This is a genomic window from Azospirillum canadense (assembly GCF_025961225.1).
Taxonomy (GTDB): domain Bacteria; phylum Pseudomonadota; class Alphaproteobacteria; order Azospirillales; family Azospirillaceae; genus Azospirillum; species Azospirillum canadense.
Window position 1 is genome coordinate 1,130,526 of sequence record NZ_JAOQNG010000001.1, and the last position, 22,808, is coordinate 1,153,333.

General features: G+C 67.9%; 22 protein-coding genes and 1 riboswitch. Of the genes, 16 read left to right on the top strand and 6 right to left on the bottom strand.

Annotated elements, in window-relative coordinates; all coding sequences use genetic code 11:
• Positions 1-20 precede the first annotated feature (20 nt).
• From M2351_RS05335 to M2351_RS05350, 4 genes are read left to right on the top strand one after another with little or no spacing between them, the layout of a single operon-like run.
• A complete protein-coding gene (locus tag M2351_RS05335) occupies positions 21-890 on the top strand; it encodes a cytochrome c oxidase subunit 3 (protein WP_264655092.1) in 870 nt (289 codons plus the stop codon).
• A 58-nt stretch (positions 891-948) separates the two neighbouring features.
• Positions 949-1,332, top strand: coding sequence for a DUF983 domain-containing protein (locus M2351_RS05340; protein ID WP_264655093.1), 384 nt, complete (start codon positions 949-951; stop codon positions 1,330-1,332).
• Between the two features lie 2 nt (positions 1,333-1,334).
• Positions 1,335-2,069 (top strand): SURF1 family protein, encoded by a 735-nt coding sequence (locus tag M2351_RS05345; RefSeq protein ID WP_264656840.1) that lies wholly within the window; start codon positions 1,335-1,337, stop codon positions 2,067-2,069.
• On the top strand, positions 2,066-3,559 hold the full coding sequence (locus tag M2351_RS05350; RefSeq protein WP_264655094.1) for a carboxypeptidase M32: 1,494 nt from the start codon (positions 2,066-2,068) through the stop codon (positions 3,557-3,559). The genes M2351_RS05345 and M2351_RS05350 overlap by 4 nt, the downstream gene beginning before the upstream one ends.
• Positions 3,560-3,593: 34 nt before the next feature.
• On the opposite strand, the gene M2351_RS05355 is transcribed toward M2351_RS05350, so the two are convergent.
• Complete coding sequence (locus tag M2351_RS05355; protein WP_264655095.1) at positions 3,594-4,274, bottom strand: regulator of G-protein signaling domain-containing protein; 681 nt, start codon at positions 4,272-4,274, stop codon at positions 3,594-3,596.
• Between the two features lie 426 nt (positions 4,275-4,700).
• On the opposite strand from M2351_RS05355, the gene M2351_RS05360 reads away from it, so the two are divergent.
• The 5 genes from M2351_RS05360 (at position 4,701) to M2351_RS05380 (ending at position 9,891) form a co-directional block, all read left to right on the top strand.
• A complete protein-coding gene (locus M2351_RS05360; RefSeq protein ID WP_264655096.1) occupies positions 4,701-6,080 on the top strand; it encodes a glycoside hydrolase family 5 protein in 1,380 nt (459 codons plus the stop codon).
• Positions 6,081-6,275: 195 nt separating this feature from the next.
• Positions 6,276-7,685, top strand: coding sequence for a threonine synthase (gene thrC / locus M2351_RS05365; protein ID WP_264655097.1), 1,410 nt, complete (start codon positions 6,276-6,278; stop codon positions 7,683-7,685).
• Complete coding sequence (locus tag M2351_RS05370; protein ID WP_264655098.1) at positions 7,682-8,938, top strand: M16 family metallopeptidase; 1,257 nt, start codon at positions 7,682-7,684, stop codon at positions 8,936-8,938. The genes thrC and M2351_RS05370 overlap by 4 nt, the downstream gene beginning before the upstream one ends.
• A 30-nt stretch (positions 8,939-8,968) precedes the next feature.
• Positions 8,969-9,559 (top strand): GNAT family N-acetyltransferase, encoded by a 591-nt coding sequence (locus M2351_RS05375; protein ID WP_209765699.1) that lies wholly within the window; start codon positions 8,969-8,971, stop codon positions 9,557-9,559.
• A gap of 128 nt (positions 9,560-9,687) precedes the next feature.
• A complete protein-coding gene (locus M2351_RS05380) occupies positions 9,688-9,891 on the top strand; it encodes a hypothetical protein (RefSeq protein WP_264655099.1) in 204 nt (67 codons plus the stop codon).
• A 214-nt stretch (positions 9,892-10,105) separates the two neighbouring features.
• Here M2351_RS05380 and M2351_RS05385 read toward each other — a convergent pair whose 3' ends face one another.
• Positions 10,106-10,681 carry a YqgE/AlgH family protein gene (locus tag M2351_RS05385; RefSeq protein WP_264655100.1) on the bottom strand — a complete coding sequence of 192 codons (576 nt, stop codon included), beginning with the start codon at positions 10,679-10,681 and terminating at the stop codon, positions 10,106-10,108.
• Between the two features lie 156 nt (positions 10,682-10,837).
• Here M2351_RS05385 and M2351_RS05390 point away from each other — a divergent pair, with 156 nt between their 5' ends.
• The gene (locus M2351_RS05390; RefSeq protein ID WP_264655101.1) at positions 10,838-12,943 is read left to right on the top strand and encodes a protein-disulfide reductase DsbD family protein; all 2,106 of its coding nucleotides are present in this window, start codon (positions 10,838-10,840) and stop codon (positions 12,941-12,943) included.
• A gap of 62 nt (positions 12,944-13,005) precedes the next feature.
• The gene (locus M2351_RS05395; RefSeq protein ID WP_264655102.1) at positions 13,006-13,488 is read left to right on the top strand and encodes a peroxiredoxin; all 483 of its coding nucleotides are present in this window, start codon (positions 13,006-13,008) and stop codon (positions 13,486-13,488) included.
• Between the two features lie 109 nt (positions 13,489-13,597).
• Here M2351_RS05395 and rnhA read toward each other — a convergent pair whose 3' ends face one another.
• From rnhA to ispH, 3 genes are all read right to left on the bottom strand, one after another.
• On the bottom strand, positions 13,598-14,089 hold the full coding sequence (gene rnhA, locus M2351_RS05400; protein ID WP_264655103.1) for a ribonuclease HI: 492 nt from the start codon (positions 14,087-14,089) through the stop codon (positions 13,598-13,600).
• 4 nt (positions 14,090-14,093) lie between these two features.
• Positions 14,094-15,077: a homoserine kinase gene (locus M2351_RS05405; protein WP_264655104.1), complete on the bottom strand. Its 984-nt coding sequence runs from the start codon at positions 15,075-15,077 to the stop codon at positions 14,094-14,096.
• Between the two features lie 86 nt (positions 15,078-15,163).
• On the bottom strand, positions 15,164-16,144 hold the full coding sequence (ispH, locus tag M2351_RS05410) for a 4-hydroxy-3-methylbut-2-enyl diphosphate reductase (RefSeq protein WP_264655105.1): 981 nt from the start codon (positions 16,142-16,144) through the stop codon (positions 15,164-15,166).
• Positions 16,145-16,381: 237 nt separating this feature from the next.
• Between ispH and M2351_RS05415 the strand changes: the two genes are divergently transcribed.
• A complete protein-coding gene (locus M2351_RS05415; protein WP_264655106.1) occupies positions 16,382-16,867 on the top strand; it encodes a hypothetical protein in 486 nt (161 codons plus the stop codon).
• 71 nt (positions 16,868-16,938) lie between these two features.
• Here M2351_RS05415 and M2351_RS05420 read toward each other — a convergent pair whose 3' ends face one another.
• Complete coding sequence (locus M2351_RS05420; RefSeq protein WP_264655107.1) at positions 16,939-17,772, bottom strand: hypothetical protein; 834 nt, start codon at positions 17,770-17,772, stop codon at positions 16,939-16,941.
• A gap of 265 nt (positions 17,773-18,037) precedes the next feature.
• Positions 18,038-18,151: riboswitch (glycine riboswitch) on the top strand.
• Positions 18,152-18,332: 181 nt separating this feature from the next.
• Between M2351_RS05420 and gcvT the strand changes: the two genes are divergently transcribed.
• From gcvT to gcvPB, 4 genes are read left to right on the top strand one after another with little or no spacing between them, the layout of a single operon-like run.
• A complete protein-coding gene (gene gcvT / locus M2351_RS05425) occupies positions 18,333-19,445 on the top strand; it encodes a glycine cleavage system aminomethyltransferase GcvT (protein ID WP_264655108.1) in 1,113 nt (370 codons plus the stop codon).
• A gap of 49 nt (positions 19,446-19,494) precedes the next feature.
• The gene (gene gcvH / locus M2351_RS05430) at positions 19,495-19,869 is read left to right on the top strand and encodes a glycine cleavage system protein GcvH (protein WP_264655109.1); all 375 of its coding nucleotides are present in this window, start codon (positions 19,495-19,497) and stop codon (positions 19,867-19,869) included.
• Between the two features lies 1 nt (position 19,870).
• Positions 19,871-21,214 carry an aminomethyl-transferring glycine dehydrogenase subunit GcvPA gene (gene gcvPA, locus M2351_RS05435; RefSeq protein WP_264655110.1) on the top strand — a complete coding sequence of 448 codons (1,344 nt, stop codon included), beginning with the start codon at positions 19,871-19,873 and terminating at the stop codon, positions 21,212-21,214.
• A gap of 2 nt (positions 21,215-21,216) precedes the next feature.
• Positions 21,217-22,779, top strand: a complete 1,563-nt coding sequence (gcvPB, locus tag M2351_RS05440) for an aminomethyl-transferring glycine dehydrogenase subunit GcvPB (protein WP_406567390.1) — start codon at positions 21,217-21,219, stop codon at positions 22,777-22,779.
• Positions 22,780-22,808: the final 29 nt, after the last annotated feature.

Here is a 22,808-nt window from a genome sequence, read left to right on the forward strand (position 1 = left end):
ATCGGGGTTGGAAAGAGACGATGGCCGACATCACGCACGCGCAAGTGCCGCATCCGCCTGCCTCCGCGCATGGCGCCGGGGCCGGCATTCCGCATCCCTACCATCTGGTGAAGCCAAGCCCCTGGCCGCTGCTGGGCGCCTTCGCGGGCGGCCTGTTCGCGCTGGGCATGGTCATCTACATGCACGGGGGCACAAAGCTGGTGGCCATCCTGGGCTTCGCGTCCATCCTGGGCGTGATGTTCGGCTGGTGGCGCGACGTCATCAAGGAGGCCGTGCGCGAGAAGGCGCACACCCCGGTGGTGAAGATCGGCCTGCGCTACGGCATGTCGCTGTTCATCGCGTCAGAGGTGATGTTCTTCGCGGCCTTCTTCTGGGCCTTCTACGACGCCGCCCTGTTCCCGAAGGTCTTCGCCGAGAATCCGCAGGGCGTCTGGCCGCCGCCGAACATCGAGCCGCTGGAAACCTTCCACCTGCCGCTGATGATGACGCTGATCCTGCTGCTGTCGGGCGTCACCGTCACCTGGGCGCACCATTCCATCATTGAGGGCAAGAACGGCGAGGCCGCCAAGGCGCTGGGCCTGACAGTCCTGCTGGGCGTGATGTTCACCTTCTTCCAGGGCTGGGAATACGCCCACGCCGCCTTCGGCTTCAAGGGGGGCATCTACCCGTCCACCTTCTTCATGGCGACGGGCTTCCACGGCTTCCACGTCATCGTCGGCACGATCTTCCTGGCCGTCTGCTGGTTCCGCACGATGAAGGGCCACTTCACCCCGCAGAGCCACTTCGGCTTCGAGGCGGCGGCCTGGTACTGGCACTTCGTCGACGTGGTCTGGCTGTTCCTGTTCGTGTCGGTCTACTGGTGGGGCTCGCACGGCGGCGGCGCCCACTGATCCGCGCCTTTTCCCCTCTCCCTGCTCCGCAGGGCGAGGGGGAGTCGTCCACGAAAGGATGGGTGTGGTGAGCACCTATTATCCGAACGTCTCGCCGATGACCGCGGGCATGCGTTGTGCCTGCCCGCGCTGCGGCCGGGGGAAGCTGTTCAAGGGCTTCCTGACCATCAACGAGCGCTGCTCCGTCTGCGGGCTGAACCTCGCCCGGCAGGACAGCGGGGATGGCCCGGCCGTGTTCCTGATCTTCATCCTGGGTTTCCTGGTCGTTCCCGTCGCGCTGTGGGTGTCGATGACCGTGGACTGGCCGCTCTGGCTTCACGCCATCGTCTGGAGCATCGTGATCCTCGGCCTGGCGTTGGGCATGCTGCGGCCGGCCAAGGCCTATGTGGTGGCGCTGCAATACCGCCACCGGCGCGACGAGCTTGAGGACACCGACGCGTGACGATGACGGCGACCGCCGAACCCCGCCGCTTCCGCCCGTCGCTGTGGGCGACGCTGACCACCGTGCCTGCGGTGCTGGTCATGCTGGCGCTCGGCACGTGGCAGGTGCAGCGGCTGCACTGGAAGGACGACCTGATCCACCGGGTGGAGCAGCGCCTGCACGCCGCCCCGGTGCCTTTGCCCGCCACGTTCACGGACCCCGCCGACTTCGAATTCCGCCCCGTGACGCTGTCCGGCCGCTTTCTGAACGACAAGGAGATGCGGCTGATCGCCCGGCCCCACCAGGGGCAGGTCGGTTACGAGGTGCTGACCCCGCTGGAGCGCGCCGATAATGGTGGCGTGGTGCTGGTGAACCGCGGCTTCGTCCCCATGGACAAGCGCGACCCAGCCACCCGCCCGGACAGCCGCGTCGAGGGTCCGGTCACGCTGACCGGCATGGTCCGCCTGCCGCAGCCCGCCGGCTGGCTCCAGCCCGACAATAGGCCGGGCGCCGACGCCTGGATGCGCATTGACCCGCCGGCCATGGCGGCCTCCGTCGGGCTGAGCAACATCGCCCCACTGGTGGTGGAGGCGTTGCCGGACCCGTCCCGCGGCTCCGCCCCGCTCAACGGCATTCAGCCGCAGGTGGAGCTTCCGAACAATCACCTGCAATACGCGATCACGTGGTATAGCCTCGCCGCGACGCTGATCGCCGTCTATGTCCTGTCGCAACGCCGCCGGATCGGGACCCGCTCATGACCGCATACCAGGACCTGGAACGCCGCTTCGCCCGCATCGCCGCCATCGGGGATGCGCTGGGCATCCTGAGCTGGGACACCCAGACCACCATGCCCGACGGGTCCAACGACGCGCGCGCAGAGCAGACGGCGACGCTGACCGTCCTGGCCCACGAGCTGGAAACCGACCCGCGCGTCGCCGACTGGCTGGCGGAGGCGGAGGGCGACGCCGGCCTCGACGACTGGCAGCGCGCCAACCTGCGGGAGATGCGGCGCAGCCACCGGCACGCCACCGCTGTTCCCACGGACCTCGTGGAGGCGACCAGCAAGGCGATCTCCGCCTGCGACATGATCTGGCGCACCGCGCGGGCGGAAAGCGACTACGCCATGCTGCTGCCCTCCCTGACGGAGGTGCTGCGCCGGGTGCGGGAGTGCGGGGAGGCCAAGGCCGCGGTCATGGGGCTGTCGCCCTACGACACCATGCTGGACGAGCACGACCCCGGTGCGCGGGCCGAACGCATCGACGCGCTGTTCGACGACCTCGCCGGCTTCCTGCCCAGCCTGATCGAGCGCGTGCTGGAGAAACAGGCCCGCGACCCGGACCCGATCCGGCCGGAGGGCCCGTTCGCCGTCGAGGCGCAGAAGGCGCTGGGCGTGCGGCTGATGGAGCAGGCGGGGTTCGACTTCAACCGCGGGCGGCTCGACGTCTCGCTGCACCCCTTCTGCGGCGGCGCCACCGACGACGTGCGCATCACCACCCGCTACGACGAGGCCGACTTCACCAAGGCCTTGATGGGCGTGATGCACGAGACCGGCCACGCCCTGTATGAGCAGGGCCGCCCGCGCCCCTGGATCCACCAGCCGGTCGGTTCGGCGCGCGGCATGGCCGTGCACGAGAGCCAGTCGCTGATCGTGGAGATGCAGGCCTGCCGCTCCGCGGAGTTCCTGTCCTACCTCGGCCCCGTGGCCCGCGAGGCCTTCGGCGGCTCCGGTCCGGCCTGGGAGCCGGAGAACCTGCGGCGTCTCTACACGCGCGTGGAACGCGGCTTCATCCGCGTCGACGCCGACGAGGTCACCTATCCGGCGCACGTCATCCTGCGCTTCCGGTTGGAAAAGGCGCTGGTCGGCGGCGACCTCGACTTGCAGGACCTGCCCGGCGCCTGGAACGAGGGCATGCGGGCCCTGCTTGGGGTGGAGCCGCCCAACGACCGGCTGGGCTGCCTCCAGGACATCCACTGGCCGTCAGGCGGCTGGGGCTATTTCCCCAGCTACACGCTGGGCGCCATGACGGCCGCGCAGCTGTTCGACGCGGCGACCCGCGCTGACGCGTCGATCAAACCGGCGCTCGCCCGCGGCGACCTCGGCCCGCTCGTGGCGTGGCTGCGCGCGAATGTGCACGGCAAGGGCTGCCGCTACGCCTCCGGCGACGAACTGCTGACAGCGGCCACCGGCCGGCCGCTGGACGTGTCGGTCTTCAAGCGGCACCTGGAGACGCGCTACCTGGGGGCATGAGTGGGGGCATGAGGTCCCCGGCGGCGTCCCGGCGTCACAGCGCCGATTTGACCTTCGGGACCTTCAGCGTCGCCGAATAGCGGATCAAGATGTCCGCCATGTTCACCCGCGCCTTGTGCTCCAGCTTTTCCAGGGCCTTCTTCAGGTCGTACTCGCCCCGGATGGCCTCCAGGTAGATTTTGCGGGTGGCGGAGTCCAGGTTCACCTCCTTGGAGCCGCCCTTCGCGATGTAGTCGTCGAGCAGCGCGCGCAGATCGGTGACCTTCTTGACCTTCTGGATCGCCTCCAGGAAGTCCAGGTTCTCCGTATTGAACTCGCCTTCGCAGAATTTCCGGACGGATTTCAGTTTGCCGGCCTTGACCAGCTGGTCCAGGGTCGCGACGGTCTCCTTGGTTTCCACCACGATCCGGTTGGAAATCGCCTCGATCCCGTCGGCCATGGCCTTCAGGGCCTTGAGGTAGTCCGCATCGTCCTTCTTGTCGCAAGCATCGGCCTCGGCCTTCAGTGCCTTCATGTAGGCGGTCGCCTGGGCGACGAACAAATGAACGGCGACGTTCTTGGTCTTGTAGCCGCCCGCCTTTTCGAACAGCGAAAGCGATTTCGACAGGCCGGTCGCCTTGACCGAGACGCCGAAAATCTTCGTCTTCGGTTTGTGTTTGCCCGTGGCCTTCTCGAATTTCTTCTTTTCCGTCTGCCAGTCGGCAAGGGCGCCCATGATCCACCTTCGTCGTCGCTCTGTTTTCCGCTGATTAGCATGACGCCGAACGTTGCCAAAGATCCGGATGGTTCAATTTGAAGTGGGTGCAGCGAGCCGCGGCGGTGCCGGCAGCCCCCGGGCCGAGAGGATGATTGCCGGTGGGCCGCGCGAAAAATTATTCAGCGCAAAAGGCTAATGCCTAATCCAACTTTGCTCCCGGCAAGCTTTGTACGTGTCCGATCCATCATCCTGCAAAATACCGTTCAAAACAGCGCAAACTCTCGCATCGCGCTTATTGCTGAAAAAGCTGGATAAATTCTATGGACCGCATTTGGTCACAACCCCGAACAAATGCGGCAAAAGCTCGGCGCAATTGGCAATGTTTCGTTAACTATAAACGACCAGCCTCGGGACCAACGCGAACGGCAACCGAGGTTCTGAACAATGACCATCGCCAACGGCTTCCTGCACACGGACGGCAACCAGATCGTCGACTCGTCGGGCCAGAACATCAAGCTGACCGGCGTGAACTGGTTCGGTGGCGAGGGCTTCGTCTTCAACCCCAACGGCATGGACATGCGCGGTTACTGGGGGATGATGGACCAGATGAAGTCCCTCGGCTTCAACACCATCCGCCTTCCGTGGAGCGATGCGGGCCTTGACGCGGACCGTGCGACGGGCATCGACACCTCCAAGAACCCCGACCTCGAGAACAAGACCCCGCTCGAGGTGATGGACAAGGTGATCGACTATGCCGGCCGCATCGGGCTGAAGGTCATCCTGGACCACCATCGCTCCAGCGACGGTGCGTCCGCCAACGAGAACGGCCTGTGGTACGACGACAAGTACCCCGAGTCGAAGATGATCGAAAACTGGAAGATGCTCGCCGAGCGCTACAAGGGCAACGACACCGTCATCGGTGCCGACCTGCACAACGAGCCGCACGGCGACGCGACCTGGGGCGGCGGCGACCACGCCACCGACTGGGCCTGGGCCGCGGAGCGCATCGGCAACGCCATCCAGTCCGTGAACAAGGACTGGCTGCTGATGGTCGAGGGCGTGGAGGTCCAGGACAACAAGTGGGATTGGTGGGGCGGCAACCTCGCCGGCGCCAAGGACCGCCCGATCGAGTTCGACACGCCGAACAAGCTGGTCTACTCGGTCCATTCCTACGGCCCGTCGGTCAACGAGATGTCCTGGTTCAAGGACTCGAACTTCCCGAACAACATGCCGCAGCAGTACACCGACAACTGGGGCTGGGCGCTGAAGGACAACAAGGCGCCGGTACTGGTGGGCGAGTTCGGCGGCAAGCTGGACACGGACCAGGACAAGGCCTACATGGCCAAGCTCGTCCAGTACATGAACGGCGACTTCGACGGCAACGGCACCAACGACCTGGGTGCGGGCAAGCAGGGCGCCAGCTGGACCTACTGGTCGTGGAACCCGAACTCGGGCGATACGGGCGGCATCCTGAAGGACGACTGGCAGTCCGTCGACCAGACCAAGATGAACGCCATCAAGGCCGGCCTGTACGCCGGCGGCGCCAGCGCCGGCAAGGCCGCCTGGGCTCCGGCTTCCGCCCAGTCCCTGTCGGAAGGCGTCCATCAGGTCGACGGCCAGCAGGATGCAGGCCATGACAACGTCAACGTCTGGACCCACGCCGCCATCCAGGCGCAGCCGGCCGCTGCCGCGGCCGTTGTCGCCCCAACGGCCGACGTGGCTGCCGCGCTGCACGATCTGACGGTCACCGGCCTGGGGCATGTGGACGCCGCGCACGACCCGTCGCAGATCCACTACACCGCGCTGGACCACTCCGCCGGCTGAACGGCGGCCTGATCGGGCGAACCTCGGGAGGGGCCGGCGTTCCATCGCCGGCCCCTTTCGCCCGTTCAAAAGGGTCCGTTGCGGGGATCCGTTGCTGCATCCTTGCGCGGATGGGGGGCAGCGGCTAACTATGCCGCTTCCATGATTGTTGTCGGCCTTGCGTGGGCGTCGGCTTTAAGCGTCGGAGTGTGTGCGGTGCAGTACGTCAGCACGCGGGGCCAGGCCCCGGTCCTCGGTTTCGAAGATGTCCTCCTGGCCGGTCTGGCGCGCGACGGCGGCCTGTATGTGCCGCAGAGTTGGCCGCAGTTCACCCACGACGACATCCGTGCCATGCGCGGCCTGCCGTACAGCGAGATCGCCATCCGCGTGATGCTGCCCTTCCTGGGCGGCGCCATCGCGGAGGACGAGTTCCGCGCCATCGTCAAGGACGCCTACGCCACCTTCGACCACGCCGCCGTGACCCCGCTCGTCCAGCTGGACCAGAGCAACTGGGTGCTGGAGCTGTTCCATGGCCCCACGCTGGCCTTCAAGGACGTGGCGCTTCAGCTGCTCGGCCGCCTGTTCGACCATGTGCTGGCCAAGCGTGGGGAGCGGGTGACCATCGTCGGCGCGACCTCCGGCGACACCGGCTCGGCCGCCATCGAGGCCTGCCGCGACCGCCAGAACGTCGACATCTTCATCATGCACCCAAAGGGCCGTACGTCGGAGGTCCAACGCCGGCAGATGACCAGCGTGCTGTCCGACAACGTGCACAACATCGCCCTGCACGGCACCTTCGACGACTGCCAGGATCTGGTGAAGGCGATGTTCAACGACGTGTCCTTCCGCGACCGGATGGGCCTGTCGGCGGTGAACTCCATCAACTGGGCGCGCATCATGGCCCAGATCGTCTATTACTTCACGGCCGCGGTGGCGCTGGGCGCGCCGGACCGCAAGGTGGCCTTCACCGTGCCGACCGGCAACTTCGGCAACGTCTACGCCGCCTACGGCGCGCGGGCGATGGGGCTGCCGATCGAGAAGCTGGTCGTAGGCTCCAACTCCAACGACATCCTGGCGCGCTTTTTTGCCAGCGGGACCATGTCCGCGGCTCCGGTCGTGCCTACTTTGAGTCCCAGTATGGACATCCAGATTTCCTCCAACTTCGAGCGGCTTCTGTTCGACCTGTTGGGACGCGACGGCGCGGCCGTGACCGCGTCCATGAACCGTTTCCGGGCAGAGGGCAAGTTCGAGGTGACCGAGGCCCAGTTGGCCGAGGCTCTGGCCATCTTCTCCGGCCACCGCGTGGACGAGGCCGGCACCATGGGGACCATCGAGGCGGTCTGGACGGGCTGCGGCTACCTGCTCGACCCGCACACCGCGGTGGGCGTGGCCTCGGCGAAGGCCGCCGGGCTGCCGGCCGACGTCGCCACGGTTATCCTGGCGACCGCGCATCCCGCCAAGTTCCCCGACGCCGTGGAAAAGGCGACCGGCCACCGGCCGGACCTGCCGCCGCGCCTGTCCGACCTGTATGTGCGCGAGGAGCGCCTGTCGGAGCTGCCCAACGAACTGGGCGCCGTGCAGGCCTTCGTCGCCGAGCGCGCCCGCGCCGCCAAGGAGGCCGCATGAGCATCCGCGTGACCACGCTGCCGAACGGGCTGCGCGTCGCGACCGACACCATGCCCGATGTGCAGTCCGTGTCGCTCGGCTGCTGGGTCGGCGTGGGGACGCGCAACGAGCAGGCCGACGTCAACGGCGTGGCGCACCTCGTGGAGCACATGCTGTTCAAGGGGACGGCGCGCCGCTCGGCCTTCCGCATCTCCGAAGAGATCGAGAATGTCGGCGGGCAACTGAACGCCTACACCACGCGTGAGCAGACGGCCTATTACGCGAAGGTGCTGCACGAGGACGCGCCGCTGGCGCTGGACCTGATCGCCGACATGCTCCAGCACTCCACCCTGGACGAGGAGGAGCTGGCGCGCGAGCGGACAGTGGTCCTGCAGGAGATCGGGCAGGCGGCCGACACGCCCGACGACATCATCTTCGACCATTTCCAGGCGACCGCTTATCCTGGGCAGGCGCTGGGCCGGTCGGTGCTGGGCTCGTCGGAGATCGTCGGGGCGCTGTCGCGGTCCGCGCTGGTGGACTACATCGGCGGCCACTACAGCGCGCCGGGCATCGTGCTGTCCGCCGCCGGACGTCTTGACCACGACCGGCTGGTGGACATGGCGCTGAAGGCGTTCGGGCAGCTGTCCGACCGGCCGGTGCCGGAGTCGGAGGACTCGCGCTACGCCGGCGGCGATTACCGCGAGGCGCGCGATTTGGAGCAGATGCACCTCGTGCTCGGCTTCGACGGCGTCGGCGTCCACGACCCGGACTATTACGCGCACTCCGTCTTCTCGACCCTGCTCGGCGGCGGCATGTCGTCGCGCCTGTTCCAGGAGGTGCGGGAGAAGCGCGGGCTCGTCTATTCCATCTACACCTTCGCGGGGGCCTATCGCGACGGCGGCCTGTTCGGCGTCTACGCCGGCACCGGCGAGGACGAAGTGGCGGAGTTGGTCCCCGTCGTCTGCGACGAGCTGATGAAGGTTGCCGAGGACGTCACCGATGAAGAGGTCGCCCGCGCGGCGGCGCAGCTGCGGGCCGGCACGCTGATGGCCATGGAAAGCACCATGTCGCGCTGCGAGCAGCTCGGCCAGCAGCTGCTCGTCTACGGACGGCCGGTGCCGGTTGAGGAGATCGTGCAGAAGATCGGGGCGGTGGACCGCGACGCCGTGGTCCGCGTGGCGCAGCGTCTGCGCCAGAGCCGCCCCACCGTGGCCGCGCTCGGCCCCATCAGCCGGCTGGAGGAGTATGACCGGATCGTCGCCCGCCTGCAGTAACGCAGCCGTCCTCGACAGCGGAGCCGGGGCATGATCCGCCTCCTGGGCAGCGGTCTCATCAGCCCGCCGGCCGTGCGGCTTGACGGTCCGAAATGCTACATCCGCCCGCCCTTGCCCCGCGACTGGCGGGAATGGGCGGATTTGCGGGCGGAATCCCGCGACTTCCTGACTCCCTGGGAACCGACCTGGCCGACCGACGCGCTGACCCGCGCTGCCTTCGGCCGGCGCCTGCGGCGGCAGGCCCAGGAATGGCGCGACGACCAGGGCTACAGCTTCCTCGTCTACGACCGGCAGACCGACGCGCTGGTCGGCGGCCTCGGCCTGACCAACGTGCGGCGTGGCGTGGCGCAGATGGCGACCCTCGGCTATTGGGTTGGCTTGCCCTACGCCCGCAACGGCTACATCTCCGGCGCGACGCGGCTGGTCCTGGATTTCGCCTTCGGGCAATTGGGCCTGCATCGGGTCGAAGCCGCCTGCCTGCCCACCAACGCGGCCAGCCGTGGTTTGCTGGAAAAGGTCGGCTTCACGCACGAAGGCTACGCGCGCGGCTATCTGCGCATCGACGGCGCGTGGCGCGACCACGTTCTCTACGCGATCCTGCGGGAGGAGTGGCGCGGGTAGGGCGTCGGGCCGCGCCGAAAGAGGTGCGTCGCGCCCATTTCGCAGACCGCCGGTATGATCCGCTTAACTGACGATTAACCCACTTCCCGCAACCTTGCGCAATCACATGCGCTTTGAGCGAGGCGAAGATGTCGGGCAAGCCAACCTGGACGAAAGAAAATTCCCACAGCTACGCGGTCGAGCATGCCGGCCAGCGCGTCGACCTGCGCTACGAGCCGGCTGGCTTCCAAAGCGGGTGGGCGGTCTACGCCGGCGACCGGCTGGTGGAGCGCTGCGCCGAACTGATGCAGGCCCGCGGCCTTGCCATGGCGCTCGCCACGAAGGGAGCGTGAGGACGGTTGGAAGGGGCTTGTCGGGTTTCACCCGACCTACGGCCAAAGGCGCTCACCGGTAGGTCGGGTGGAAACCCGACGTCAGGTGCTTTCGGCGTCCGCTCAGCACACGTCAGGCCATCCGCCGGGCGAGTCCGATGTCCATCGTCAGCTGATCGATGCGGCCGCCGAGCCGCAGCAGCGACACCGCCTCGTCGTTCACGATCGACCTCCTCTACGCGTGGCCGGCTTCGCCGGACAGCATCGACAGGCTGACGCCGAGCTTGGCGATCGACCGTTCCCACTTGGTCTCCAGGTCGGGGTCGAACAGCAGCGACTCGTCGCAGGGGACATTCAGCCAGCCGTTGGCCTGGATCTCCGCGTCCAATTGCCCCGGTCCCCAGCCGGCATAGCCCAGCAGCAGGATGTTGCGCCGCGGGCCGCGGTCTTCGGAGATCGCGCGCAGGATATCGATGGTCGCGGTCAGCGCGACCTCATCGTCGACCACCAGCGTGCCGTCCCGCACATAGTCGGTGGAGTGCAGCACGAAGCCGCGCCCCGATTCGACCGGACCGCCGTAATGCACGGGCATGTTCGTGGCCGGCTGCTGGATATCCATCTCCAGCTGCTCCAGCAAATCCTCGAAGGTGATGGAGCCGAACAGGCGGTTGACCACAAGGCCCATGGCGCCGTCCTCGTTGTGGGCGCACATATAGATGACCGTGCGCTGGAAACGTGGATCCATCATGCCCGGCATGGCGATCAGCAACTGGCCGGTCAGATAATCCGAGGACTTGGTCAGGTGCGGCATGGGCGGTTATCCTTGTGTCCGGGGGGCGGGAAGCCCAAATGGGCCGGAGCCTGCAACCGTCTTCACCCGAGTGTGACAGCACGGGCCAAGCTTTGTCATCCATTATAGCGGCGGCGTATTGCCGGATCGCTACTTGATATGAGAACAGTCCGCGCGATGAAAAGGCTTGTCCCTCTGCTGTTTGCCATCCTGGCCTTGACCGCACCCGCAAGGGGGTGGGCGGAGGAAGGCGCGTGGTCCAAGGCCGGCCCGGTGGAGGCGCGGCTCGTGTCCTCCGTGCAGGGAACGGGCGACCTGAAGACGGTGCCGCTGGGGCTGGAACTGCGGCTGGAGCCGGAGTGGAAGACTTACTGGCGCTCGCCGGGCGACGCCGGCTTCGCCCCGCGGCTGGACTGGTCGGGCTCCGACAACCTGGCGCGGGCCGACATCGCCTACCCGGCGCCGCAACGCTTCACGGTGCTGGGCTTCGAGACGGCCGGCTACCACGACGAGGTGCTATTCCCCATCGCCGCCGTCCCCACGGAGCCCGGCAAGCCGCTGGACCTGTCGCTGAACGCCGAGGTGCTGGTCTGCTCGACCATCTGCGTGCCGCAGTCCTTCACGCTGTCCCTGTCCATCCCCGCCGGGCCGGCGGCTCCCGGAGCTTCGGCCAACGACATCGCGCGGGCGCAGTCGCAGGTGCCCGGCGATGGCCGCGCCTCCGGCCTGACCATCACCAGCGTGCGCGCCGAAGGCGGCGCGCTGGAGGTGGAGGTCACCGCGCGCGACCCCATGGTGTCGCCGGACCTGTTCGTGGAAACCGACCCGCCGGTGTCCTTCCCCGCGCCCAAGCGGACCTTCTCCGACGACGACCGCCACGTGCGCCTGCGGCTCGACGCCACGGACGCGCCCGCCGACCTGAACCTGGCCGGGCGCGCGATGACGCTGACCCTGGTGGACGGGGATCGGTCCATGGAGACGGCGGCGACCACCACGGCCGGCCTGTCCAGCGCTGCCGGAGGCGCATCCCGGGGGATGGCGGCCATGCTGGGCGTCGCGCTTCTCGGCGGGCTGATCCTGAACCTGATGCCCTGCGTGCTGCCGGTGCTGTCGCTGAAGCTGCTGTCCATCGTGCAGCACGGCGGGCGGGCGCCGCGGGCGGTGCGCGCCGGCTTCCTCGCCTCGGCGGCGGGCATCCTCGTCTCCTTCATGGTGCTGGCGTCGGCCCTGGTCGCGGTGAAGTCGGCCGGCGGAGCGGTGGGCTGGGGCATCCAGTTCCAGCAGCCGCTGTTCCTCGTCTTCATGGTCGTGCTGGTGACGCTGTTCGCCGCGAACCTCTGGGGCCTGTTCGAAGTCCCGCTGCCGCGTGCCGTCGCCGACCGGCTGGGGGGAGGCGAGGGAGGAGGGCTAGCGGGCCAGTTCGCCACCGGCACCTTCGCCACTCTGCTCGCCACCCCCTGCTCGGCACCCTTCCTCGGGACGGCGGTGGGCTTCGCGCTGGCCGGCGGGCCGGCGGAGGTGTTCGCCATCTTCGCCGCGCTGGGGATCGGGCTGGCGCTGCCCTACCTGCTGGTCGCGGCCTTCCCGCGCGTCGCTCGACTGCTGCCCAGGCCCGGACGGTGGATGGTGGCCCTGCGCCGCGTCCTGGGCGCAGCGCTCGCTCTGACCGCGGCGTGGCTTCTGTCGGTGCTGGTGGTCCAGCTGGGGGAGGTCGCGGCGGTCGCCGTCGCCGTCCTGATGGGTGGGCTGGTCGCCGCGCTGTGGCTCAGCCGCCGCCTGCCGCCCGCGACCCGCTGGACGGGGGCGGCGCTGGCCGGGCTGCTGGCCGTTGTGGCCTTCGCGATTCCCGCCGCCTTCGGCCCGTCGGCCGGCGCGGCGCCGTCCGCCGTGATCGAGGCATCGACCCGCTGGACGCCCTTTGCCGAAGCGGCGATCCGCGACCACGTCGCGGCCGGGAAGGTCGTCTTCGTGGACGTCACCGCGGACTGGTGCATCACCTGCCAAGCCAACAAGAAGCTCGTCCTGCACCGGGGCGAGGTTGCCAAGCGGCTCGACGACGCGGACCTCGTCGCCATGCGCGCCGACTGGACGCGGCCGGACGACGGCATCGCGCGCTATCTCGCCAGCCATGGCCGTTACGGCATCCCCTTCAACATGGTCTACGGCCCCGGTGCGCCGGAGGGCATCGCGCTTCCGGAACTGCTGACCGAGGGCGCCGTGCTGGAGGCGCTGGACCGGGCGCGCGGGCAGGACGGCCTTGCCGGGGCCCCGGCCAGAAGCTAGAAGCTCAAGCCTGGAACGCTTCTATCCCGGAGCGCTCCAACAACAATGGGAGGGCACAAGACATGACCATCCAGGTCGGCGACCGCATTCCGTCGGTCACCCTGAAGCACCTGACCGACAACGGCATGCAGGACATCACCACCGATTCGATCTTCCAGGGCAAGACGGTCGCCCTGTTTTCGGTGCCGGGCGCCTTCACCCCGACCTGCTCCGCCAAGCACCTGCCGGGCTTCGTCCAGCAGGCGGAAGCGCTGAAGGCCAAGGGCGTCGACACCATCGTCTGCCTCGCCGTCAACGACCCGTTCGTGATGCGCGCCTGGGGCGAGAAGAACAACCCCGAGGGCAAGGTGATGATGCTGCCCGACGGCAACGCCGCCTTCACCCAGGCCCTGGGCCTGACCATGGATGGTTCGGGCTACGGCCTCGGCACCCGCGGCCAGCGCTTCGCGCTCGTCGCCAAGGACGGCAAGGTTACCCACCTCGCCGTGGAGAAGCCGGGCCAATTCGAGGTCTCCTCGGCCGAAGCCGTCCTCGGCGCCCTGTAAGGGCTGCAAATTCGTAGGTTGGGTGGAGCGAAGCGCAACCCAACAGCCTTCCCACGGCGACGCTGTTGGGTTTCGGCTGTGCCTCCACCCAACCTACGCCTCCGCCATGTCAGCCGCGCCCGGCGCTCCGGATGTCGGCGATGCCCTGGCGGGCCAGCGCGTCGGCGCGCTCGTTCTCCGGGTGGCCGGCGTGGCCGCGCACCCAGTGGAACTCGATGGCGTGTCGCTGCTTGGCCTCGTCGAGGCGGCGCCAGAGATCCTCGTTCTTCACCGGCTTCTTGTCGGCGGTCTTCCAGCCCCTGGCTTTCCAGCCATGGATCCACTGGGTGATGCCGTTCTTCACATACTCGCTGTCGGTGTAGAGCCGCACCGTCATGGGCCGCTTCAGCGCCTCCAGCGCCTGGATGGCGGCCATCAGCTCCATGCGGTTGTTGGTGGTGGCGGGATCGCCCCCGTACAGCTCCTTCTCCACGGCGCCATAGCGCAGGATGGCGCCCCAGCCGCCCGGGCCGGGGTTGCCGCTGCAAGCGCCGTCGGTGAAGATGTCCACCACCTTCGGGCCGTCTTCTCCGGACGCGCCGGTCTTCGTCTGCTCGGTCATCGGTTCAGACGTCGTAAGAACCGCCGTCGCCCAGGCAATAGCCGCCCAGCCCCCGAACGGTCTGGTGGAAGCGCAGCTTGCGCAGATACTCCAGCGGGTCCTTCGGCTTGACGAAGGCGCCCGGCGGGTGGTTCAGCCAGTCGTAGAGGCGCGTCAGCAGGAAACGCACCGCGCCGCCGCGGCACAGCCAGGGCAGGGCCTCCAACTCCTCCTTCGACAGGGGGCGGACCTTCTGGTAGCTGGTCAGCAGAAGCCGCGCCTTGGTCGCGTTGAACGAACCGTCGATCTCGAAGCACCAGGCGTTCATGCAGATTGCGATGTCGTAGACCAGGAAGTCGTTGCAGGCGAAGTAGAAGTCGATCAGGCCCGACAGCGTATCGCCACGGAAGAAAACGTTGTCCGGGAACAGGTCGGCGTGGATGACGCCCGCCGGCAGATCCTTCGGCCAGTGGGCCTCCAGCTCCGCCAGTTCGGCCTCCAGCGTGGCGCGCAGGTTGTGGCTGACCTCGTCGGCGCGCGGTGCGCATTTCTCGAACAGGTCCTTCCAGCCGCCGAGCGACAGGGCGTTCGGCCGCTCAAGCCGGAAGTCGGCCACGGCGAGGTGAAGGCGGGCCAACGCCTGACCAAGTTCCGCGCAATGCTGCGGCATGACGCGGCGCGGCCACATGCCGGCCAGGAAGGTGACGATCACCGCCGGCCGCCCGCAAAGCTCCCGCAGGGATTGCCCGTCCATCCCCTGGACCGGCAGCGGGCAGGCGATGCCCTTGTCCGCCAGATGCTGCATCAGGCCCAGGAAGAAGGGCAGATCCTCGCGCCGGGTCCGCTTCTCGTAGAGCGTGAGGATGTAAGGACCCTTGCCGGTCACCAGGAGGAAGTTGGAGTTCTCCACCCCCTCCGCGATGCCCTTGCACGACAGCACGCCGCCCAGATCGTACTGGGCGACGAAGGCGTTCAGATCCTCGTCGGAAACTTCGGTGTAGACGGCCATGGGACCAGCGCCTTACCGGGATTCGGGGCGCCGGTCAATGGCCGTGGGCGGCGTTGCCCGGACCGCGTCGATCACCCGTCGGCGATTTATGCGTCAGCGGGCGCCAGACGGGAAGGGGCGTCGCCGTCCAGCAGGTTCTTGGGAAGCTTGAACGTGATGTCCTCGAAGGCGGTGCGCAGCTCTTCGATCGTCACGTCGAATCGGTCGCGCGCGGCGGCGACGACCTCCTCCACCAGCACCTCCGGTGCGGATGCCCCGGCGGTGATGCCCAGGACGCCGACGCCTTCGTACTGCGACCAGTCGATGTCGGCGGCGCGCTGGACCAGCTGCGCCTTCATGCAGCCGTTCTGCTTCGCCACCTCCACCAGCCGCTTGGAGTTGGAGGAGTTCGGCGCGCCCAGCACCAGCAGGGCCTCCACCTTCGGCGCGATGGCCTTCACCGCCTGCTGGCGGTTGGTGGTGGCGTAGCAGATGTCCTCCTTCTTCGGCCCCGCGATGGTCGGGAAGCGGGCCTGGAGGGCGGCGACGATGCTGGTGGTCTCGTCCACCGACAGGGTGGTCTGCGTGGCGTAGGCGAGGTTGTCGGGGTTCGGTACCTCCAGCGTCGCCACCTCATCCGCCGTCTCCACCAGCAGGACGGCGCCTTCCGGCAGTTGGCCCATGGTGCCGATCACCTCCGGGTGGCCGGCGTGGCCGATCAGGATGATCTGGCGCCCTTCGCTGAAGTGGCGCTCCGCCTCGCGGTGCACCTTGCTGACGAGCGGGCAGGTGGCGTCGAGATAGAACAGCCCGCGCCGCTCCGCCGCCGCGGGAACGGTCTTCGGCACCCCGTGGGCGGAGAAGACGACCGGCACGCCGTCCGGCACCTCGTCCAACTCGTCCACGAAGACGGCGCCCTTGGCCTCCAGGCTCTGCACGACGAAGCGGTTGTGCACGATCTCGTGCCGGACGTAGACCGGCGCGCCGAACCTCTCCAGGGCCACCTCGACGATCTGGATCGCGCGGTCCACGCCGGCGCAGAAACCGCGCGGCGCGGCGAGCAGGATGGTGAGGGGCGTCTTGGTCATGCGGATGTTCCGATATCTGGAAAATAGGGGTGCCGAACGGAGGTGTCGCAACGCTGGCGCGGCCTTGTGCCGGCCCGGCCGCTTCTCTACAGTCGCCGCCAGACGCACCAATCCAACCGTTAGGCCAGACCGATGGACCGCCGCCGCGACCGTAATATAGGAACCCCCGACCGGAAAAGCCCGCTGGCACCCCTGTTGATCACACTGGGTGCTCTTGCGGTCACCGGATGCTCCGGGATGGGGCTGAACGGGGCGCCCCAGGCCTCCACGGCGGCCTACGCCTGCCCGAAGGTGAACATCGTCCGCGACCTCCAGGAGGTGACGCAGTTCCGCAACGGCGGCGGGCGCGACCTGACCGACATCACCTCGCGCGCCGCGCTGGCCGACTTCAGCGGCCATTGCGACTACGCCGACGACGGGGTCACGGTGAACGTGAACCTGTATTTGGTGGCGGAGCGCGGTCCGGCGCTCCAGGGCAACGAGGCGACCTACCGCTACTTCGTCGCCGTCGCCAAGCCGGGCGAGGAATCGCCGGCCACCAAGAGCGAGTTCGAGACGACGGTGACTTTCGAGCCCGGCAAGGCCCGCTCCGGCAGCCGCGAGGAACTGGCCCCGCGTATCCCGCTGCCGAAGGACGCGAACGCCAAGGACTGGAAAATTTTCCTCGGCTTCCAGCTGACACCGGAGCAACTGGCGTTCAACCGCGCGCAGATGAAGCAATAGAAATCAAATTGCGGGTGTCGGAATTGCACCGACACCCGCGTTGCGCATTTATCGGCTAAGGCTGCAAGCGCTTAGCCAACCTTCGCGGCGGTGAACCAGTTCAGGACGGACGAACCGTGGAGGTAAGGGCTGGAACCGGCGGAGCACCAGCCGCGAATGTCGACATAGTCGGTGTCTCCATTCAAGTACACGATGTCGAAGGCACCAACGGCACACACGTTGTTCGCCGCGTTCGAGTCGATGCCATGCTGGGCCTGAGTCACGCCATTCTTGTGGACATAGGCGTAGATGAGCGCCCCGCTGGTCAGATTGCGGTATTCCAGCGACGCTTGAACGGCGTAATAGCCGGGGATCGTGGGCTGGAACCGGTGATTGACCGCATCATACCCGCTTCCGACGCTGAAGTTGGTGGCCGAGAAGTTGACGATGAACGACGTGTTGATCGGAACGGACTGGTTCGTGCCACCAAGGTTTGCACGGCAGATCACCGGTACTTGCTGCGGGGTCTGATCCACCAACGCCCGCTCATCAGCGATGACACCGTTGCCGATCATGTCGGTCGTACCCTCCAGGAATACCCGCGCGACCGGCAGCTTGCCGGCGGGAATGGCTGGCGGGGTCATGCTGTTCGCCGTGCCCGTTACCACGCTCGCCGCACCCGTCGTGCGGTCGACCACCACGCGGTCGATGCGGAAGCCCGACGCCGGCGGCGCGAAGGGGCCGACGACCTGCGCCTTCACCTCGGTCAGGGTGGTGCCGTTCAGCAGACAGCCGGGGTCGAGCGCGATGGTCAGGTCGGGCGACACCTGCGCGTGCGGAGCGAAGGGGCCGACGATGCGCTGGGCGACGGCCCAGTTGGCGGCGCTCTGCGACAGATCGGTGGGGTTGAAGGTCTGAACGGACATGAGTGGGCTCCGTTGTGAATGGATTGGGTGAAGAGCACTTCCGGTTGGGTCGTTGCTCCTCTCGGTGACAAAAATAGGAATATCAGCCTTGAATGGGTCTATCGAGACGCAAATCCACTGAAACAGATAATAATCCTAGTTGACGAGCGGGGAGCGGATCGCCCGTGTTCTGGTCCCCGAGTCGCCTCACGCCGTTCCGCAAGAACCGCCCGCGAGCCCGATTGACTTTCCCCGGCGGCCGGGTAGGGTAGGCCGCATACGCCGATGATCCCTCGCGGGAGAGATCGCGAGCCGGTCCCCAGGAAGCTGGACGCCGGTCCGCGGCGCCGAAGGAGCAACCGCCCCGGAAACTCTCAGGCAAAAGGACCGCAAGGGGATAAGGCAACTCTGGAAAGCAGCCCTGGCCGCACCGTCCCGCAAGGACCGCAGCCCGGTCTCACCGAAGGAGTAAACCGGACGGACGCTCAGGCCGGCCGGTGAATCTCTCAGGTCCAGGACAGAGGGGGCAGGACTCGCGCCGATCCCGGCGCGGGGTCGTGACCCTTTGTCGGAGGACCCGCGTGACCGAGGCAGCCGAGAACCTCAAGACCACCCCGCTGCATGGCCTCCATCTGGAGCTGAAGGGCCGCATGGTGCCCTTCGCCGGCTACGACATGCCGGTGCAGTACCCGCTGGGCATCCTGAAGGAGCACCAGCACACCCGCGACAAGGCCGGCCTGTTCGACGTGTCGCACATGGGGCAGGTGCGCCTGACCGGCGACGACCCGGCGGCGGCGCTGGAGGCCCTGGTCCCCGGCGACATCAAGGGGCTGGCGCGTGGCCGTATGCGCTACACCCTGTTCCTGAACGAGCAGGGCGGCATCCTCGATGACCTGATGGTCACCAACGCCGGCGACCACCTGTTCCTGGTCGTCAACGCCGCCTGCAAGGAGCAGGACGTCGCCCACATGCGCGACCGCCTGAAGGGCAAGGCCGAAGTGGAACTGCTGGACGACCTCGCGCTGATGGCCCTGCAGGGCCCGGCCGCGGCCGGCGTCCTGGCGCGCTTCATCCCCGAAGCCGCGACCATGAAGTTCATGAGCTACCTGCCGGCGACCTTCAACGGCATCCCGGTGGTCATCACCCGCTCCGGCTACACCGGCGAGGACGGCTACGAAATCTCCTGCGACACGTCGGATGCGGAGACCATCGCCCGCGCCCTGCTGGCCGAGGACGAGGTGGAGGCCATCGGCCTCGGCGCCCGCGACTCGCTGCGGCTGGAGGCCGGGCTCTGCCTTTACGGCCACGACATCGACACGACCACCACGCCGGTCGAGGCCGCGCTGGAATGGGCACTGTCCAAGCGCCGCCGCGAGGAAGGGGGCTTCCCCGGCCATGCCATCATCAAGGGCCAGCTCGAAAACGGTGCCCCGCGCCGGCGCGTCGGACTGCGGACTGAGGGCCGCCAGCCGGCCCGCGAGCACACGGATATTTGCGACGCCAGCGGCAACAAGATCGGCGAGGTGACCAGCGGCGGCTTCGGCCCGACCTTCAACGCGCCGGTCGCCATGGGCTATGTGGACCGCGCCCACGCGGCGCTCGACACGCCGGTGCAGCTGATGGTCCGCGGCAAGCCGCTGGCCGCCAAGGTCGCCGCCATGCCCTTCGTGCCGCAGCGTTATTACCGCGGCTGAGAAACCGCGACTGAGAAACACCGAAACATCCGAACGGGGAAATCAGGCCATGACCATCAAGTACACCAAGGATCACGAGTGGGTCCGCGTCGAGGGTGACGTCGGCACGGTCGGCGTCAGCGACCACGCCCAGCACCAGCTCGGCGACGTCGTCTTCGTCGAGCTGCCGGACGTCGGCCGCGCGCTCCAGCAGGGCAAGGAAGCCGCCGTGGTCGAGTCGGTGAAGGCCGCCAGCGACGTCTACGCCCCGGTCTCCGGCGAGGTCGTCGAGGTCAACCACGAGCTGGAGAATGAGCCGGCCCGCGTCAACACCGGCGCGGAGACCGACGGCTGGTTCTTCAAGCTGCGCCTCACCAACCCGGCCGAGCTGGACGGCCTGATGGACGAAGCCGCCTACAAGGCCTTCGTGGAAGGACAAGCCTGAGATGCGTTACCTGCCCCTGACCGAGGCCGACCGGCGGTCCATGCTGGCGGCGATCCGCGCCTCGACCGTGGACGACCTGTTCCGCGACGTGCCGAAGGCCGCCCGCCTCTCCGGCCCGATCGAGGGGCTGCCCAACCACATGGGCGAGCTTGAGGTCGAGCGCAGCCTGTCGGCCATGGCGGGCAGGAACCTGCCAGCCGGCAGCGTGCCGAGCTTCCTCGGCGCCGGGTCCTACCGCCACCACATCCCGGCGACGGTGGACCACCTGGTCCAGCGCGGTGAGTTCCTGACCGCCTACACCCCGTACCAACCGGAGGTGAGCCAGGGCACGCTGCAGGTCCTGTTCGAGTTCCAGACCCAAGTCTCGCTGCTGACCGGCATGGACGTGGCCAACGCCTCCATGTACGACGGCGCCACGGCCTGCGCGGAGGCCGTCATGATGGCCAACCGCGTCACGCGCCGGAAGAAGGCCATCCTGTCCGGCGGCCTGCACCCGCATTACCGCGATACCACCACCACCGACGCCCGCTTCATCGGCTTCGAAACCGTGGTGATGCCCGCGGCCCCCACCGGCGGCGAGGATCTGCTGTCGCAGGTCGACGGCGACACCTCCTGTGTCGTCGTGCAGAACCCGGACGTCTTCGGCCATGTCCGCGACTACACCGAGCTGGGCAAGGCCTGCCAGGCCAAGGGCGTCCTGCTGATCGTCGTGGTGACGGAGGCCGTGTCGCTCGGCCTGCTGACCCCGCCGGGCGAAATGGGCGCCGACATCGTCGCGGCTGAGGGCCAGTCGCTGGGCAACGCGCTGAACTTCGGCGGCCCCTACGTCGGCCTGTTCGCGGTGAAGGAAAAGCTGGTCCGCCAGATGCCCGGCCGCCTGTGCGGACAGACGGTGGACGCCGACGGCCGCCGCGGCTTCGTGCTGACGCTCTCCACGCGCGAGCAGCACATCCGCCGCGAGAAGGCGACATCGAACATCTGCACCAACGCCGGCCTGTGTGCGCTGGCCTTCTCCATCCACCTCAGCCTGCTGGGGGAGGAGGGCTTCACGCAGCTCGCCCGCCTCAACCACGCCAAGGCCGTTCAGCTGGCCGACAAGCTGGGTGCGGTGAAGGGTGTGGAGATCGTCAACGACAGCTTCTTCAACGAGTTCACGGTGAAGCTGCCGAAGCCCGCCGCCGAGGTCGTGGAACGGCTGGCCGAGCGCCGCATCCTGGCCGGCGTCCCGGCCTCCCGCCTGTTCGCGGGCGAGCTTGAGGATCTGCTGATCGTCGCCGCCACCGAGACCAACACCGAGTCCGACATGGACGCCTTCGCCAAGGCGCTCGCCGAGGTTCTGTCATGAGCATGAACAACCAGGGTCGCCCCACCGACATTCGGAGCGCCAGCAACAGCGCCGTTCCGGACACCGTCACCGGCAACCGCGGCCTGCAGATCGAAGAGCCGCTGATCTTCGAACAGGACGCGTCCGGCCGCTGCGGCGTCGACCTGCCGGAGATGCCGGCCGTGGCCTCGCGCCTGGGTGCGGTGAAGCCGCGCGCCAAGGTCGGCCTGCCGGGCCTCGCCGAGCCGCAGGTGGTCCGCCACTACACGCGCCTGTCGCAGAAGAACTACGCCATCGACAGCGGGCTGTACCCGCTGGGCTCCTGCACGATGAAGCACAACCCGCGCCTGAACGAGAAGATGGCGCGGCTGCCCGGCTTCTCCGACGTGCACCCGCTCCAGCCCGAGAGCACGGTGCAGGGTGCGCTGGAGCTGATGGCCGAACTCGGCCGCTGGCTGACCACGCTGACCGGCATGGCGGCGGTGACGCTGGCCCCGGCCGCCGGCGCGCACGGCGAGATGTGCGGCATCATGGCGATCCGCTCCGCGCATGAGGCTAAGGGTGACACGGGCCGCACCAAGATCCTGGTGCCGGAGAGCGCCCACGGCACCAACCCGGCGACCGCCGCCGCCTGCGGTTATTCGGTCGAGGCCATTCCGGCCACCGAGGACGGGCGCGTCGACCTGGAGGCGCTGAAAGCGAAGCTCGGCCCCGACGTGGCCGGCCTGATGCTGACCAACCCGAACACCTGCGGCCTGTTCGAGCGGGACATCATCACCATCGCCGAGGCCGTGCACGCGGCCGGCGCCTACTTCTACTGCGACGGCGCCAACTTCAACGCCATCGTCGGCCGGGTGCGCCCGGCGGACCTCGGCATCGACGTCATGCACATCAACCTGCACAAGACCTTCTCCACGCCGCACGGCGGCGGCGGTCCGGGCTCCGGCCCGGTGGTCTTCGCGGAGTCGCTGGCGCCCTTCGTGCCGGTGCCATACGTCGTGCAGGAGAAGGACGGTTCGTTCCGTCTGGTGGAGCAGGCCGGCGACGGCCCGGCCTTCGGCCGCATGAAGGCTTTCCACGGCCAAATGGGCATGTTCGTCCGCGCCCTGTCCTACATGATGAGCCACGGCGCCGACGGGCTGCGGCAGGTCGCCAACGACGCGGTGCTGAACGCCAACTACGTGCTGGCCAGCCTGAAGGACGTGATGACCCCGTCCTTCGATGGCCCGTGCATGCACGAGTGCCTGTTCGACGACCGCTTCCTGAAGGGCACGGGTGTGACCACGCTCGACATCGCCAAGGCGCTGATCGACGAGGGCTTCCACCCGATGACCATGTACTTCCCGCTGGTCGTCCACGGCGCTCTGCTGATCGAGCCGACCGAGACCGAGTCGAAGGCCGGCCTCGACCAGTTCGTCACCGCGCTGCGCGCGCTGGCGGAGCGGGCCAAGTCCGGCGACGCGGAGTATTTCCAGGCCGCCCCGCGCCTGACCCCGCGCCGCCGCCTGGACGAAACCGCCGCCGCCCGCAAGCCGGTCCTGCGCTGGACGCCGGAAGCTGCCGTGGAGAAGGTTGCGGCGGAGTAACGGGGGGCGCGTTTGCCCATAGTCCCTTC